The organism is Streptomyces shenzhenensis, from assembly GCF_003688995.1.
GTDB lineage: Bacteria > Actinomycetota > Actinomycetes > Streptomycetales > Streptomycetaceae > Streptomyces > Streptomyces shenzhenensis_A.
Genome location: NZ_PENI01000020.1, coordinates 131,487 through 146,271 on the forward strand (window position 1 = coordinate 131,487; position 14,785 = coordinate 146,271).

The window sequence follows — 14,785 nt, forward strand, 5'->3', positions numbered from 1 at the left end:
ACCCCGTGACCGACACCCTGTACCCGGACCTGCTCGCACTCGCCCGGGAGGCCGCCCGCCGCGCGGGCGAGCTGCTGCGGGACGGCCGTCCGGCCGACCTCGCGGTGGCCCGGACCAAGTCCAGCCCGATCGACGTCGTCACCGAGATGGACATAGCCGCCGAGAAGCTGATCACCGGCCTGATCGCCGACCGGCGCCCGGACGACGGCTTCCTCGGCGAGGAGGGCGCCTCCAGCACGGGCACGAGCGGCATCCGCTGGGTGATCGACCCGCTCGACGGCACGGTGAACTATCTGTACGGGCTGCCGACCTGGTCCGTGTCCATCGCGGCCGAGCAGGACGGCGAGACCGTCGTCGGCGTGGTGGCCGCCCCCATGCGCGGCGAGACGTACCACGCGGTGCGCGGGGGCGGCGCGTGGGCGACCGGAGCCTGGGAGGGCGAGCGCGCGCTGTCCTGCCGCCCGTCCCCGCCCCTGGAGCAGGCCCTGGTGTCGACCGGCTTCAACTACGTGACCGAGGTCCGCACCCACCAGGCCGAGGTGGCCGCCCGGCTGATCCCGCTGCTGCGCGACATCCGGCGCGGCGGCTCGGCCGCGGTCGACCTGTGCGATCTGGCGGCGGGCCGCCTGGACGGCTACTACGAGCGCGGGCTGAACGCGTGGGACATGGCCGCGGGCGACCTGATCGCCCGGGAGGCGGGCGCCCTGACCGGTGGACGCCCCGGAGAGCGCCCCTCCCGCGATCTCACGGTCGCCGGCACCCCGGGCGTCTTCGAGCCCCTCCAGCGCCTCCTGGAGGGGCTCGGAGCCTGGCACGACTGACAAACGCCCCGCACCCGAGCAGAGGTCGATCCTCTCGGGTGCCTGGCCCAACTGACGGAAGCGCCCGCTGTCACCGGCGGGGAGAGCCGCAGGGTGCAGGTGCACCGGCTGAGTCCGCACCGCACCCGAGGCTCGCCCCGGCTGACGGCAAGGGCCGTCCCGGCCTGGCTGTCCCCAGGCGCCGGCCGGGAGGGAGCTGACGGGGCGCGTCGGTGGTGAGAAGGCGATCTCCCCGGCGTCCGGCACGACTGACGGACCGGGAGACCCGCAGGGTAAAGGCCCACCAGCCGAGGTCGGCCGCGGCGGACGGTGCGGGCCGTCCCAGTTCGGCTGTCCTCGCGTGAAGGGGTGCGTTGGTGGTGAGAGGGCGATTTTCTAGGGCGTCCGGCATTAGCGGCGGGCGCGCCCGCCGGCGCTGGCTGGGAAAGCCGCAGGGTGCAGGTGCACCGGCCGAGGCCGCGGCGCCCGAGGCCGGCTGCGGCGGACGGTAAGGGCCGTTCCAGTTCGGCTGTCTCCGCGTGAAGGGGCGCGTTGGTGGTGAGAGAGCGATCTTCTCGGGCGTCTGGCACGACTGGCGGGCGCGCCCGCTGTCACTGACCGGGAGACCCGCTGGGTAAAGGCCCACCAGCCGAGGCCCGCGGCGCCCGAGGTCGGCTGCGGCGGACGGTGCGGGCCGTCCCAGTTGGGCTGTCCTCGCGCGTCGGCCAGGGAGGGAGCCGAAGGGGTGCGCCGGTGGTGGGGGACCGAACGCGCGGAGGCCCGGAGGGTTGAGCACGATCGGTCCCCCACCACCGGCTTTGCCACCCCGCAGGCGACCGACCCAAAAAAGCAGCAGGACCCCGGCGCTGGATTCGCCGGGGTCCTGCCGTTGTGCCATGGGCTGTCAGACGCTGGTCGCGCCGACCTCCACACCGTGATCGGCGGCGAGGCGTCGCAGGTCGTCGAGCTCGGCCTGCTCCACCTCGACGAGGAAGTCGTCGCCCTCGTCGCGAGCCCGGGACAAGTCGGACTCGGTTGCCTTTATGCGCTGCAGAAGTCCTGCGGTGAATGCGTCCATGCTGCGCCCCCTCGTCCTGGGTCGTGGGTCGGTGGCACGGGGGTGTGCCGTTCGGAAGGGGCGATCACGTCTCCTGCGGGTGCCCAGCGCTGCCCGTGCTGGGCGGCGACGGTGCCGGACACCACGCCCGCTCTGCGGGAAGCGGACCGCGACGTACCACATGGTGGTGCGGCACATGCAGAGCGTGATCGCGGGGTGTAAAGCCGTCCTCCCCCCGCTTCCTTCCATGGAAACCTCAACCGAAGGAGAAAATCTGGCATTCCCGCTCCAGGGCCCCGGTTCGTCCGGTCCGGTCCCCTGTCTTACAGCCGACTTATGGCCGAAAAGGGCAGGATGGAGTCACACTCCACGAGGAAACCCCGCCCGTGCGCCCACGGTTGCGCTACGCGGGTGGACACAGGAAGGACATACGACGTGCGCGTACTCGTCGTCGAGGACGAGCAATTGCTCGCGGATGCCGTGGCCACCGGGCTGCGCCGGGAGGCCATGGCCGTCGACGTCGTGTACGACGGTGCGGCCGCCCTGGAGCGCATCGGCGTCAACGACTACGACGTGGTCGTTCTCGACCGCGACCTCCCGCTCGTGCACGGCGACGACGTCTGCCGCAGGATCGTCGAGCTGGGCATGCCCACGCGCGTGCTGATGCTCACCGCGTCCGGTGACGTCAGCGACCGTGTCGAGGGCCTGGAGATCGGCGCCGACGACTATCTGCCCAAGCCCTTCGCGTTCAGCGAACTGATCGCACGCGTGCGTGCCCTCGGCCGGCGCACCAGCGTGCCCCTGCCGCCGGTCCTGGAGCGGGCCGGGATCAAGCTCGACCCGAACCGCCGCGAGGTGTTCCGGGACGGCAAGGAGGTCCAGCTCGCGCCGAAGGAGTTCGCCGTGCTGGAGGTGCTGATGCGCAGCGAGGGCGCCGTGGTCTCCGCGGAGCAGCTCCTGGAGAAGGCCTGGGACGAGAACACGGACCCGTTCACCAACGTCGTGCGGGTGACGGTCATGACCCTGCGTCGCAAACTGGGCGAGCCGCCGGTCATCGTGACCGTGCCCGGCTCCGGCTATCGGATCTGACCACCGTGGCAGCGACACCCGCGCCCCCGCAGGCGCCCCCGAAGCCCACCTGGGATCCGCGCAGACCCCAGCCGTCGTCTCCCTGGCTGCGCCCGACCATCCGGATACGTCTGACGCTGCTGTACGGCGGCATGTTCCTGATTGCCGGCATCCTGCTGCTGTCGATCATCTACCTGCTGGCCGCGCAGGCGATCAACACGGGCAACCAGCCGCTGTTCAAGATCGTCAGCTTTACGGCGCTCAAGGTCTCCAGCGACGACTGCCCGGCGATCAACACCGCCAGCCTGCCGCTGTCCGACTTCAACGAGGCGATCAGCCAGTGCGTCGACCATCAGCGCCAGGTCGCCCTGGACAACCTGCTCAGCCGCTCGCTGCTGGCCCTGCTGGGCCTCGCGGTGATCGCCTTCGCGTTCGGCTACGCGATGGCAGGCCGCGTGCTGTCGCCGCTCGGCCGGATCACCCGCACCGCGCGCGCGGTGGCCGGCTCGGACCTGTCCCGGCGGATCGAGCTGGACGGCCCGGACGACGAGCTGAAGGAGCTGGCGGACACCTTCGACGAGATGCTGGAGCGATTGCAGCGGGCGTTCACGGCGCAGCAGCGCTTCGTCGGGAACGCCTCGCACGAGCTGCGCACCCCGCTCGCGATCAACCGCACGCTCCTCGAAGTGCAGTTGTCCGACCCGAACGCGCCCGTGGAGCTGCAACAGCTGGGAAAGACGCTGCTGGCCACGAACGAGCGCAGCGAGCAGCTCGTGGAGGGGCTGCTGCTGCTGGCCCGCAGCGACAACCAGATCGTCGAGCGCAAGCCCGTGGATCTCGCCGAGGTCGCCTCGCAGGCCATCGACCAGATACACGCGGAGGCGGAGGCCAAGGGCGTACGGATCACGGGCGAGCGCAAGCCCGCGGTGGTCCAGGGCAACGGGGTCCTGCTGGAGCGGATCGCGCTGAACCTGGTGCAGAACGCCGTGCGGTACAACGTGCCCGAGGACGGCTGGGTCGAGGTGACCACCGAGGTCCAGCACGGGCGGGCGGTGCTGTCCGTCGCGAACACCGGCCCGGTGGTGCCGGCGTACGAGATCGACAACCTCTTCGAGCCCTTCCGCAGGCTCCGTACGGAGCGCACGGGCAGCGACAAGGGAGTGGGCCTCGGCCTGTCCATCGTCCGTTCCGTGACGCGCGCGCACGGCGGTCACATCTCGGCGCAACCGCGTGAGGGAGGCGGGCTCGTGATGCGGGTCACCCTGCCGATGTGAGGCGAATTGGATGTGGATCTTGGTCGCAGCGGGGAAGATCTTGATCGAGGGCGGCCGACACACACGGGGATGTTCGCTTTGCGCGGAATTTCCGGGTGGGTCGACGGGACTCCGCCTGTGTGATCGATCACATGGGCGGATTTCCAGCCATCTACTCTCCGTGATCATAAACCGGGGTGGAAAGCCGGGAAAGTCCTGGTTTCCGGGGGTCTTGATCACGGGAAGTACTCGGTGAGACGCCTTTGAGGTGCGGCATCCGGACCGTGTACGGTCCCCATCGCCATCCAAGCCGATCACTCTTGAGGAGTCCGGTTGGGTGTCGATTGAGTAACAGACCTTGATGTGAGGCAAAATCTCCGCCTCGGGTCGGGCACAAGTCCGGCCTCTCACGCGTTACGTGCGCTGGAGACACCGCAGACACCCAGAGGGGGAGAGCGACATGGCAACCGATTACGACACTCCACGCAAGACCGATGACGACGTCGACTCGGACAGCCTTGAAGAACTGAAGGCCCGGCGGAACGACAAGTCGACCTCCGCTGTCGACGTCGACGAATTCGAAGCCGCGGAGGGCCTGGAGCTGCCCGGCGCCGACCTCTCGAACGAGGAGCTGGCGGTCCGGGTGCTGCCGAAGCAGCAGGACGAGTTCACTTGCATGAGCTGCTTCCTGGTGCACCACCGCAGCCAGCTGGCCCGGGAGAAGAACGGCCAGCCGATCTGCCGCGACTGCGACTGAGGGTGGGTCGGCCGTGACTGGCTCGACCCCTCCTCGGAAGCGCCGCTTCCCCTTGCGGGGAGCGGACCATGGGCCGCAGGACGGCTCGCACGGCGCGCGTGACGTCGAGCGGGGCTCACCCATTGAGGGAGCCTCGCTCGAACCGGCGGCCGACCGGGGTGACCGCCCGGCGCCGACGGAGGAGTCCGCACCCGTCGCACCGATGGAGGCGGCCCCTGGCAGAACGCGACGGAGAGCGTGGGAAAGGACCGCGGTCGCCCGCGGCAAGGCCCGCGACCTGGCCCGGGACGGCGCCCGCAAGGGCGGCAGCCGTGCCAGGGCGGGGCTGGGGTACCTCGCCGACCGGATCATCGACATGGCCCCGCGGATCCCCGTACGGGACCTCGCGACGCTGCGTCGGCAGTTCCCGGGCCTCGGGCCCGAGCAGATCGCGGACAAGCTCGTGGCGGGCGCGGCCTACGGGACCTCGACGGTCGGGGCCGGGGTCGGCGCGGCGGCGATGCTTCCCGTGCCGCCCGCGATGCCGACCGAACTGGCCGCGGAGATCACCGGGGTCGCGGCGATCGAGCTGAAGCTGATCGCCGAGCTGCACGAGGTCTACGGCGTACGGCCGCCGGGCGGCCTGACGGCCCGCAGCACCGCGTATCTGTCCTCCTGGTCGGGGGAGCGCGGGATCGACGTGATGAAGCCGTCGACGATCAACATGGCCCTCGGGGGCCACATGAAGCGCGAACTGCGCCAGCAGATCATGAAACGGATGCTGCGGGACCTGCCGAACCTGATGCCGTTCATGGTCGGCGCCGCGGTCGGGGCGGTCATGAACCGCCGGGACACCAAGAGACTGGCCGGGCGGATCCGCGCCGATCTGCGCAAGATCCAGGTCCCCTGGGAGGAACTGGCCGAGCTGCCCCCGCTGGAGCCTCCCGCGGAACCGCTGACGCCGGGGGACATCACCGGCGAACTGGGGCGCTGACGGAGCGCCCCTCAGGCCCGTCGACGGCCGGGGACGATCAGGCCGCCGCGCGGCTGCGGGCCGCCTCGATCGCCGCCGCCAGCTGCTCAGGGGCGCGGGTCGACAGGTACAGGTACGGGGTCGGGTCGGCCGGGTCGGTGACCTCGACGCGGAGCGCCTGCGGGATGTAGGCGCGCAGCAGGAGGAAGGCGCGGGTGTCGGCCTTGTAGGTGCGCCAGGCGCGGGCCTCCTCCGGATCCAGGATCTCCGACTCGCCGAGCGCCGTGACCGGGATCTTCGCCTCGCCCGCGATCAGGTGGTCGCCCACGACGCGGATGCGGAGCGAGCCGTAGGCGCTGGCCATGACCGCGGCGGCGGCCGTGCCGCCGGCCAGCCCGCCCAGCATCGGCAGGGTGCCGAAGGGGAGCAGGATCAGAGCCAACGAGACGCCGACCAGGAAGCTGATCAGCCACCACGATCGGGGGGCGGTGAGGCGTTCGTCGTACGGGGTGCCGGAGTGCTCCATGCCCCCAGCTTGGCACGCGCCCCACCCACGTCCCGAACCAGGGCGCCCACCCCTGCCTGGGGAGCGTCGCCGGCTGCCGCCGCGGTCGCACGGTGCGAGGGCTGCTGGTGGGCGGGGAGGGTGTGGTGGGGGTCGTGGGTGGGGCGCCTGGACGAGGCCGGACGGGGCGGTGTCGCGCGGCAATCAGCCAGGCGACGCGCTCATCGGCCAACGGCCGGTCGTCGGTGGCCGTCCGACCCCCAGTTCGGCGTCCACCGGTGGTCGGTGGCCGGTCGTCATCGGCCGGTGTTCGACCCGACGACCGCCGCCTTCGGCGTCTGCCAGTTGTCGGTGGCCGGTCGGCTCGGTGAGCCTCCTGCCGACGCCCACCACTCGTCGACTTGTCGTCGCCGTTCGGTGCTTGACGCGGCGACCGTTGCTCCCGGTGTCTGCCGTCTGTCGGCGGTCGGCCGTGAGCGGTGAGTGGTCGGCCCGGCGACGCCGACGCCCGCGTCTGCTGGCTGTCGGTCGTCATCGGCCGGTGTTCGACGCGGCGGCTGTCGGTGGCTGGTCGGCTCGGTGAGGGTCACGTCGACACCCATCACCCGTCGACCTGCCGTCACCGGTCGGTGCTTGACGCGACAACCGCTGTTCCCGGCGCCGCCAGTTGTCGACGGTCGGTGCTGTTCACCCGCCGGGGTGGGGGAACCGGGGTGGGGTGGACGGGCGGGTAAGGTCTGCGGCTGTGAGTGGTAGTTCCGCAGCTCTTCAGCCCCCCGCCGATGCCGTGGCCCCGGTGCGGCATCCCGACGCGCCCGCGCCCGGCGAGTTGCTCGGTTCGCATTACGAACAGTGTTTCGGCTGTGGTCACGACCAGCCGCACGGCCTGCGCCTGGAGGCGAGGGCGGGCGAGGGCGTCACCCTGACCGCCGAGTTCACCGTGCAGCCCGCCCACCAGGGCGCCCCCGGTCTCGCGCACGGCGGGGTGCTGGCGACCGCCCTGGACGAGACGCTGGGCTGCCTGAACTGGCTGTTGCGGACGATCGCGGTGACGGGCCGGCTGGAGACCGACTTCGTGCGGCCGGTGCCGGTCGGGACGACGCTGCACCTGGCCGCCGAGGTGACCGCGGTCGCCGGGCGGAAGATCTACTCCAGCGCGGTCGGACGCATAGGGGGCCCCGACGGCCCCGTGGCGGTCCGCGCCGACGCCCTGTTCATCGAGGTCAAGGTCGACCACTTCGTCGACCATGGCCGCAACGAGGAGATCCAGGCCGCCCTGAGCGACCCGGACCAGGTCCGGCGCGCCCGCGCCTTCGAGGTGAACCCGTGAGCGCCGCGCACCCCGTGCCCCCGGCGGGCCGTGCCCCCGTGGACGTACTGATCCGGCGTGTCGACCCCGACGTACCGCTTCCGGAGTACGCGCTTCCCGGTGACGCCGGGGCCGATCTGCGGACGACGCAGGAGTGCGAACTGAAGCCGGGCGAGCGGATCGTGTTGCCCACAGGAGTGTCGATCGCCCTCCCGGATGGGTACGCGGCCTTCGTGCACCCCCGATCCGGTCTTGCCGCCCGCTGCGGTGTCGCCCTCGTGAATGCCCCGGGGACGGTTGATGCCGGGTACCGTGGGGAGATCAAGGTGATCGTGGTGAATCTCGACCCGCGCGAGTCCGTGCGGTTCGAGCGCTTCGACCGGATTGCCCAACTGGTCGTCCAGCAGGTCGAGAGGGTCCGCTTCCAGGAGGTCGCGGAGCTTCCCGGCTCGGCGCGGGCCGAGGGGGGCTTCGGGTCCACCGGGGGCCACGCCGCGGTGGGCGGCGAGAGCGGCACAAGCGGTCAGGTCGCCGAGGGCGGCCAGGCGGGTGGGAATCGATACGCTTCGGTCGTATCCGACCGGGAAGGACAGTGACGTGTTCGGACGTCGCAAGAAGAAGGGTGCCGCCGAGGACGCGGCCGGCGAGGCCGAGCAGGTCGTCGACAGCGTCGACACCGAGGCGGACGAGGATGAAGCGGGCGAGCCCGAGCGGCTGCGGCTCGAACCGGAGCCCCGCCCCGAGGGGCCGTGGGACGACTCCGAGGTGCGCGACCCGGCCGAGGGCCGGGTGGATCTCGGTGGCCTGTTCGTGCCGGGCGTGGACGGCATGGAGCTGCGGGTCGAGGTCGCGGGCGACGCGATCGTCGCGGCGACCGTCGTGCTGCGCGACAGCGCGATCCAGTTGCAGGCCTTCGCCGCGCCCAAGCGCGAGGGCATCTGGGGCGAGGTCCGCGAGGAGATCGCGACCGGCATCACCCAGCAGGGCGGCATCGTCGACGAGGTCGAGGGTCCGCTGGGCTGGGAGCTGCGTGCCCAGGTGCCGGTGCAGCTGCCGGACGGGACGGGCGGCTTCCAGGTCGTGCGGTTCGTCGGTGTGGACGGCCCGCGCTGGTTCCTGCGCGGAGTGATCTCGGGCCAGGGCGCGGTGCAGCCGCAGGCGGCCGGGCTGCTGGAGCAGATCTTCCGGGACGCGGTCGTGGTCCGCGGCGAGGGCCCGATGGCCCCCCGTGACCCGATCGTCCTGAAGCTGCCGAACGACGCCCAGATGGTCCCCGAGGGCGTTCAGCAGGAGGAGTCCTCGCGCTTCTCCGGCGGCATGGGCCAGCTGCAGCGCGGACCGGAGATCACCGAGGTCCGATAGCGGCGAACGCGACAAGGGCCGTACCCCTGGCCGGGGGTGCGGCCCCTTCTTGTACGGCATCCGACGGCGATCTGCCGAAGACCGTGCCCAGCCAGGACCTGAACACCCGGGACAAGATCGTCGCGTACTGGCAGGGCCAGTCCGCCTTCGCCGACCCGAACCGACGCGAACCGCTTGGACGGCCGGGCGCCTGGCAGCCATACTGACGCCCGGTCTACGGCGGGAGTGGGGATGAGCGCTCAGGTGGTCACCGAGACGATGGTGCGCGTCGAGGACGTACACCGCTCGTACGGGCACGGAGCCGCCGCCGTGCACGCCCTGCGCGGAATCTCCTTCGAGATCCCGCGCGGTGAACTGGTCGCCCTCAAAGGACGCTCGGGATCCGGCAAGACCACCCTGCTCAACGTCGTCGGCGGGCTCGACACACCCGACCGCGGCAGGATCACCGTGGACGGCCGGGAGCTCGCCGCACTGGACGAGAACGGCCTGCTGGAGCTGCGGCGCGACCGGATCGGTTTTGTCTTCCAGTCCTTCGGGCTCGTCCCGATCCTGTCCGCGGCGGAGAACGTCGGCGTGCCGATGCGGCTGCGCCGTGCCGATCCGCGCGAGCGCGAGGAACGCGTCGAACTGCTGCTCTCCCTGGTGGGCCTCGCCGACCACGCCGCCCAGCGCCCCGGCGAGCTGTCCGGCGGCCAGCAGCAGCGCGTCGCCATCGCCCGCGCCCTCGCCAACCGGCCCGCGCTCCTCATCGCCGACGAGCCGACCGGCCAGCTGGACGCCGAGACCGGTCACGCCGTGATGGAGCTGCTGCGCGCCGTCGTGCACAGCGAGCGGGTCACCGCACTGGTCGCCACGCACGACACCACCCTGCTGGACCTGGCCGACCGGGTGCTGGAGCTGAGCGACGGGAAGATCGCCGAACGCTGACCGCCCCGGTGGACCGCCGGCCCCGCCCCGGCGGCTGCCCCGGCCCGCTCTGACCAGTGCCGACCCGCGGCGAGCGGGAAAGGGAGCAGCTCATCAGGGTTACGTCAAAGTTGCCCGGCACCCGACCGCCCGTCCCTTTCGTCGCTCCTGCGGGCCGTAGGGTCGACGCTGCGTAGGCGGCAGTGACGGGAAGACAATAGGGCCATGGCACGTGGAAAGCTCCGGATCTACCTCGGTGCGGCACCGGGCGTGGGCAAGACCTACGCGATGCTGTCGGAGGCGCACCGGCGCGTGGAGCGGGGCACCGACTGCGTGGTGGCCTTCGTGGAGCACCATGACCGGCCGCGCACCGAGGTGATGCTGCACGGCCTGGAGCAGATGCCGCGCCAGGAGCTGGAGTACCGGGGCGGCCGCTTCACCGAGATGGACGTGGACGCGGTCCTGGCCCGCCATCCCCAGGTCGCCCTGGTGGACGAGCTCGCCCACACCAACATCCCCGGCGCGCGCAACGCCAAGCGCTGGCAGGACGTGGAGGAACTGCTCGCGGCCGGCATCGATGTGGTCTCCACGGTCAACATCCAGCATCTGGAGTCGCTGGGTGACGTGGTGGAGTCGATCACCGGCGTACGGCAGCAGGAGACCGTGCCGGACGAGGTGGTACGGCGTGCCGATCAGATCGAGCTGGTCGACATGTCGCCGCAGGCCCTGCGCCGGCGTATGGCGCACGGCAACATCTACCAGCCCGACAAGGTGGACGCGGCTCTGTCCAACTACTTCCGGCCCGGGAACCTGACCGCACTGCGGGAGCTGGCGCTGCTCTGGGTGGCCGACCGGGTCGACGAGTACCTGAAGCAGTACCGCAGCGAGCACCGGGTCTCCGCGATCTGGGGCTCGCGCGAGCGGATCGTCGTCGGTCTGACCGGCGGCCCCGAGGGACGGACGCTGATCCGCCGGGCGGCGCGGCTGGCGGAGAAGGGCGCAGGCGGCGAGGTGCTCGCCGTCTACATAGCCCGCAGCGACGGCCTGTCCGCCGCCTCGCCCAAGGAACTGGCCGTCCAGCGCACCCTGGTGGAGGACTTGGGCGGCACCTTCCACCACGTCGTCGGCGACGACATACCCGCCGCGCTGCTCGACTTCGCGCGCGGCGTCAACGCCACCCAGATCGTCCTCGGCTCCTCGCGCCGCAAGAGCTGGCAGTACGTCTTCGGACCCGGCGTCGGCGCCACCGTCGCCCGTGAGTCGGGCCCCGACCTCGACGTGCACATCGTCACCCACGAGGCGATCGCCAAGGGCCGCGGGCTGCCCGTCGCCCGGGGCGCCCGGCTCGGCCGGACCCGGATCGTCTCCGGCTGGGCGGTCGGGCTGCTCGGCCCTGCCGCCATGGCGCTGCTGCTCAACTCCGTGGACCTCGGCCTCGCCAACGACATGCTGCTGTTCCTGGCGCTGACCGTGGCCGCGGCCCTGCTCGGCGGACTGCTGCCCGCCCTGGCCTCCGCGGCCTTCGGATCACTGCTGCTGAACTACTTCTACACGCCCCCGCTGCACCGGCTGACCGTCGCCGACCCGCACAACATCGTCGCCATCGCGATCTTCGTCGGGGTCGCGGTGTCCGTGGCCTCCGTGGTGGACCTGGCCGCCCGGCGCACCCACCAGGCGGCCCGGCTGCGCGCCGAGTCCGAGATCCTCTCGTTCCTCGCCGGCAACGTGCTGCGCGGCGAGACCAGCCTGGAGGAGCTGCTGGAACGGGTCCGGGAGACCTTCGGCATGGAGTCCGCCGCCCTGCTGGAGCGGGCGGGCGACGTCGAGCCGTGGACCTGCGCGGGCCGCGCCGGGTTCGGCCCGCCGCTCCAGCGGCCCGAGGACGCCGACGTCGACGTGCCGGCCGGGAACCACATGGCGCTCGCGCTGACCGGCCGCGTACTGCCCGCCGAGGACCGCCGGGTGCTGGCCGCGTTCGCCGCGCAGGCGGCCGTCGTGCTGGACCGGCGGCGCCTCCAGGAGGAGGCCGACCGGGCCCGCACGCTCGCCGAGGGCAACCGGATCCGCACCGCGCTGCTGGCCGCCGTCAGCCACGACCTGCGCACCCCGCTCGCCGGGATCAAGGCCGCGGTCACCTCGCTCAGGTCCGACGACGTGGACTGGTCCGAGCAGGACCGTGCGGAGCTGCTCGAAGGCATCGAGGAGGGCGCCGACCGGCTCGACCATCTGGTCGGCAACCTGCTCGACATGTCCCGGCTGCAGACCGGCACGGTCACCGCGATCGTCCGCGAGGTCGACCTCGACGAGGTGGTCCCGATGGCGCTGGTCGGCGTGCCCGAGGACAGCGTGGAACTGGACATCCGCGAGACCCTGCCGATGGTCGCCGTCGACCCGGGGCTCCTCGAACGTGCGGTGGCCAACCTGGTGGAGAACGCCGTCAAGTACAGTCCGCCCGACCGGCGCGTGGTCGTCTCCGCCAGTGCCATCGCCGACCGGGTGGAGGTGCGGGTCGTGGACCGCGGGCCCGGCATCCCCGACGAGGTGAAGGACCGGATCTTCGAGCCTTTCCAGCGCTACGGCGACGCCCCGCGCGGCGCCGGGGTGGGCCTCGGCCTCGCGGTGGCGCGCGGCTTCGCCGAGGCGATGGGCGGCACGCTGAACGCCGAGGACACGCCCGGGGGCGGCCTCACCATGGTCCTCAGCCTGCGGGCGGCAGGATCGCGTCCCGAGCCCCTCCGCACCGGAAAGGGCGCAGCAGAACCGGAAAGGAAGGCCTCATGACCCGGGTGCTCGTGATCGACGACGAGCCGCAGATCGTGCGCGCCCTCGTGATCAACCTCAGGGCGCGCAAGTACGAGGTCGACGCGGCCCCCGACGGCAGGACCGCCCTCGAACTCGCCGCCTCCCGCCACCCCGACGTGGTGGTCCTCGACCTGGGCCTGCCCGACATGGACGGCGTCGAGGTGATCAGGGGCCTGCGCGGCTGGACCCGGGTGCCGATCCTGGTCCTGTCGGCCCGGCACTCCTCCGACGAGAAGGTCGAGGCGCTGGACGCGGGCGCCGACGACTATGTGACCAAGCCGTTCGGCATGGACGAACTGCTGGCCCGGCTGCGGGCCGCCGTGCGCCGGGCCGAGCCCGTCGGCCCCGGCGAGGACGACATGACGACGGTGGAGACCGAGGGGTTCATCGTCGACCTGGCCGCGAAGAAGGTCAACCGGGGCGGCAGGGACGTACGGCTGACCCCCACGGAGTGGCATCTGCTGGAGGTGCTCGTCCGCAACACCGGGCGGCTGGTCAGCCAGAAGCAGTTGCTGCAGGAGGTGTGGGGACCCTCGTACGGGACGGAGACCAACTACCTTCGCGTGTACATGGCGCAGCTGCGCAGGAAGCTGGAGGCCGACCCGTCGCACCCGAAGCACTTCATCACCGAACCGGGGATGGGCTACCGGTTCGAGCGCTGAGCGCTCCGCTGGGCTGGGGCGGTGCTGCGTCGTCGGTCTGCTGCGGCTGCGTTGTGGCTGGTCGCGCAGTTCCCCGCGCCCCTTCGGGGCGCGGCCGAACCGCAGCGGACGGGCGGGGATCGGCCCACCGGTACGTCGTCGTCGGTGGGCCCCGGTACGCTTCTGATATGAGTGCTGTTCCGCGTCCCGAGAAGCCGGTGGGCCGGTTCCGGCGCATGCTCGGCCGGCTTTCCTCCTCCCAGGAGGACCTGGAGTCCGAGGAGCTGCGGGAGGACGCCGAGACGGCCGGCTGTACACGCATCGGCGACTGTCAGGACCGGCAGATCGTCACGGTAACTGGTACCTTGCGCACGGTGACGCTGCGTCCGCGCGCCGGAGTCCCGGCCCTGGAGGCCGAGCTGTTCGACGGCTCCGCCGCACTGGACGTGGTGTGGCTGGGCAGGCGTTCCATCGTGGGCATCGAGCCGGGGCGCAAGCTGATCGCATCGGGCCGGATCTCGATGAGCCGGGGCCGCCGGGTGCTGTTCAACCCGAAATACGAACTGAGACCCCTCGGACGGGAGTAGCCGGTGACGTCACTCGACAAGCCGACCGAAGACACCACTCAGCAGGACCACGCCCGGGCGGTGACCGAGGCCGCGCTCTTCGAGGCGTTCGGCGGTGTCCGCGGCATGGTCGAGACGGTCCTGCCCGGGCTCCTCTTCGTCACGATCTACACGATCAACAAGGATCTGCACTGGTCGGCGATCGCCGCGCTGGCCGTGTCGCTGGTCCTGGTCGTGGTCCGGCTGGTGATGAAGGACACCGTCAAGCACGCCTTCAGCGGCGTCTTCGGCGTGGCCTTCGGTGTCGTGTTCGCGATGTTCACGGGCAACGCCAAGGACTTCTACCTCCCCGGCATGCTCTACACGCTGGGCCTGTCCCTGGCGTACATCGTCACGACCCTCGCCGGCGTGCCCCTGATGGGGCTGATCCTCGGCCCGGTCTTCAAGGAGAACCTCTCCTGGCGCACCCGCAACCCCGGCCGCAAGAAGGCGTACGCCAAGGCCAGTTGGGCGTGGGGGCTGATCCTGTTCGGGAAGTGCCTGATCCTCTTCCCGCTGTACTGGTGGGCGGACACCGCCCAGCTCGGCTGGGTCCTGGTGACGCTGAAGATCCCGCCGTTCCTGCTCGCCGTCTGGCTCACCTGGGTGTTCCTCGCGAAGGCGCCCGCGCCGATCGACGTGTTCGCGGAGATGGAGGCCGAGGAGCGGGCCGAGGAGGAGCGGAAGGCCGCGCAGGCAGCGGAGCGCGGCGAGTCGGCGGCCGGCCGGCACCGTCGCGAGGCGTAGCCGACGTCCTCGACGCAGCAG

The 14,785-nt window shown here is 71.5% G+C and carries 15 protein-coding genes; 13 read left to right on the top strand and 2 right to left on the bottom strand.

Annotation, left to right across the window (positions count from 1 at the left end):
- The first annotated feature begins 5 nt into the window (after positions 1 to 5).
- Positions 6 to 821 (top strand): inositol monophosphatase family protein, encoded by an 816-nt coding sequence (locus tag CTZ28_RS27860; RefSeq protein WP_121892462.1) that lies wholly within the window; start codon positions 6 to 8, stop codon positions 819 to 821.
- 883 nt (positions 822 to 1,704) lie between these two features.
- On the opposite strand, the gene CTZ28_RS47245 is transcribed toward CTZ28_RS27860, so the two are convergent.
- The gene (locus tag CTZ28_RS47245) at positions 1,705 to 1,878 is read right to left on the bottom strand and encodes a hypothetical protein (protein WP_183154615.1); all 174 of its coding nucleotides are present in this window, start codon (positions 1,876 to 1,878) and stop codon (positions 1,705 to 1,707) included.
- A gap of 414 nt (positions 1,879 to 2,292) precedes the next feature.
- Between CTZ28_RS47245 and CTZ28_RS27865 the strand changes: the two genes are divergently transcribed.
- The 4 genes from CTZ28_RS27865 (at position 2,293) to CTZ28_RS27880 (ending at position 5,908) form a co-directional block, all read left to right on the top strand.
- The gene (locus CTZ28_RS27865; protein WP_007387794.1) at positions 2,293 to 2,946 is read left to right on the top strand and encodes a response regulator transcription factor; all 654 of its coding nucleotides are present in this window, start codon (positions 2,293 to 2,295) and stop codon (positions 2,944 to 2,946) included.
- 5 nt (positions 2,947 to 2,951) lie between these two features.
- Positions 2,952 to 4,199, top strand: a complete 1,248-nt coding sequence (locus CTZ28_RS27870) for a sensor histidine kinase (protein ID WP_121892463.1) — start codon at positions 2,952 to 2,954, stop codon at positions 4,197 to 4,199.
- Positions 4,200 to 4,638: 439 nt separating this feature from the next.
- Positions 4,639 to 4,935 (top strand): DUF4193 domain-containing protein, encoded by a 297-nt coding sequence (locus CTZ28_RS27875; protein WP_005481602.1) that lies wholly within the window; start codon positions 4,639 to 4,641, stop codon positions 4,933 to 4,935.
- 13 nt (positions 4,936 to 4,948) lie between these two features.
- The gene (locus CTZ28_RS27880) at positions 4,949 to 5,908 is read left to right on the top strand and encodes a hypothetical protein (RefSeq protein ID WP_183154616.1); all 960 of its coding nucleotides are present in this window, start codon (positions 4,949 to 4,951) and stop codon (positions 5,906 to 5,908) included.
- A 37-nt stretch (positions 5,909 to 5,945) separates the two neighbouring features.
- On the opposite strand, the gene CTZ28_RS27885 is transcribed toward CTZ28_RS27880, so the two are convergent.
- On the bottom strand, positions 5,946 to 6,413 hold the full coding sequence (locus CTZ28_RS27885; RefSeq protein WP_121892464.1) for a DUF3093 domain-containing protein: 468 nt from the start codon (positions 6,411 to 6,413) through the stop codon (positions 5,946 to 5,948).
- A 724-nt stretch (positions 6,414 to 7,137) separates the two neighbouring features.
- On the opposite strand from CTZ28_RS27885, the gene CTZ28_RS27890 reads away from it, so the two are divergent.
- From CTZ28_RS27890 to CTZ28_RS27925, 8 genes are all read left to right on the top strand, one after another.
- Positions 7,138 to 7,722, top strand: a complete 585-nt coding sequence (locus tag CTZ28_RS27890; protein WP_121892465.1) for a PaaI family thioesterase — start codon at positions 7,138 to 7,140, stop codon at positions 7,720 to 7,722.
- Positions 7,719 to 8,297 (top strand): dUTP diphosphatase, encoded by a 579-nt coding sequence (dut, locus tag CTZ28_RS27895; protein ID WP_259471835.1) that lies wholly within the window; start codon positions 7,719 to 7,721, stop codon positions 8,295 to 8,297. The genes CTZ28_RS27890 and dut overlap by 4 nt, the downstream gene beginning before the upstream one ends.
- A 1-nt stretch (position 8,298) precedes the next feature.
- On the top strand, positions 8,299 to 9,063 hold the full coding sequence (locus CTZ28_RS27900) for a DUF3710 domain-containing protein (protein WP_121892466.1): 765 nt from the start codon (positions 8,299 to 8,301) through the stop codon (positions 9,061 to 9,063).
- A gap of 231 nt (positions 9,064 to 9,294) precedes the next feature.
- Positions 9,295 to 9,990, top strand: coding sequence for an ABC transporter ATP-binding protein (locus CTZ28_RS27905; protein WP_121892467.1), 696 nt, complete (start codon positions 9,295 to 9,297; stop codon positions 9,988 to 9,990).
- Between the two features lie 204 nt (positions 9,991 to 10,194).
- The gene (locus CTZ28_RS27910) at positions 10,195 to 12,750 is read left to right on the top strand and encodes a sensor histidine kinase (RefSeq protein WP_121892468.1); all 2,556 of its coding nucleotides are present in this window, start codon (positions 10,195 to 10,197) and stop codon (positions 12,748 to 12,750) included.
- Positions 12,747 to 13,433 (top strand): response regulator, encoded by a 687-nt coding sequence (locus tag CTZ28_RS27915; protein WP_121892469.1) that lies wholly within the window; start codon positions 12,747 to 12,749, stop codon positions 13,431 to 13,433. The genes CTZ28_RS27910 and CTZ28_RS27915 overlap by 4 nt, the downstream gene beginning before the upstream one ends.
- 167 nt (positions 13,434 to 13,600) lie before the next feature.
- Positions 13,601 to 13,999, top strand: coding sequence for an OB-fold nucleic acid binding domain-containing protein (locus CTZ28_RS27920; protein WP_121892470.1), 399 nt, complete (start codon positions 13,601 to 13,603; stop codon positions 13,997 to 13,999).
- A 3-nt stretch (positions 14,000 to 14,002) separates the two neighbouring features.
- Entirely contained in the window at positions 14,003 to 14,764 is a 762-nt protein-coding gene (locus CTZ28_RS27925) for a DUF3159 domain-containing protein (RefSeq protein ID WP_121892471.1), read from the top strand.
- Positions 14,765 to 14,785 lie beyond the last annotated feature (21 nt).

Excerpts from the sequence above, each read along its gene's own strand:
- CTZ28_RS47245 (WP_183154615.1), bottom strand. The coding sequence starts at position 1,878 with ATGGACGCATTCACCGCAGGACTTCTGCAGCGCATAAAGGCAACCGAG.
- CTZ28_RS27875 (WP_005481602.1), top strand. The coding sequence starts at position 4,639 with ATGGCAACCGATTACGACACTCCACGCAAGACCGATGACGACGTCGAC.
- CTZ28_RS27885 (WP_121892464.1), bottom strand. The coding sequence starts at position 6,413 with ATGGAGCACTCCGGCACCCCGTACGACGAACGCCTCACCGCCCCCCGA.
- CTZ28_RS27905 (WP_121892467.1), top strand. The coding sequence starts at position 9,295 with ATGAGCGCTCAGGTGGTCACCGAGACGATGGTGCGCGTCGAGGACGTA.
- CTZ28_RS27910 (WP_121892468.1), top strand. The coding sequence starts at position 10,195 with ATGGCACGTGGAAAGCTCCGGATCTACCTCGGTGCGGCACCGGGCGTG.
- CTZ28_RS27915 (WP_121892469.1), top strand. The coding sequence starts at position 12,747 with ATGACCCGGGTGCTCGTGATCGACGACGAGCCGCAGATCGTGCGCGCC.
- CTZ28_RS27920 (WP_121892470.1), top strand. The coding sequence starts at position 13,601 with ATGAGTGCTGTTCCGCGTCCCGAGAAGCCGGTGGGCCGGTTCCGGCGC.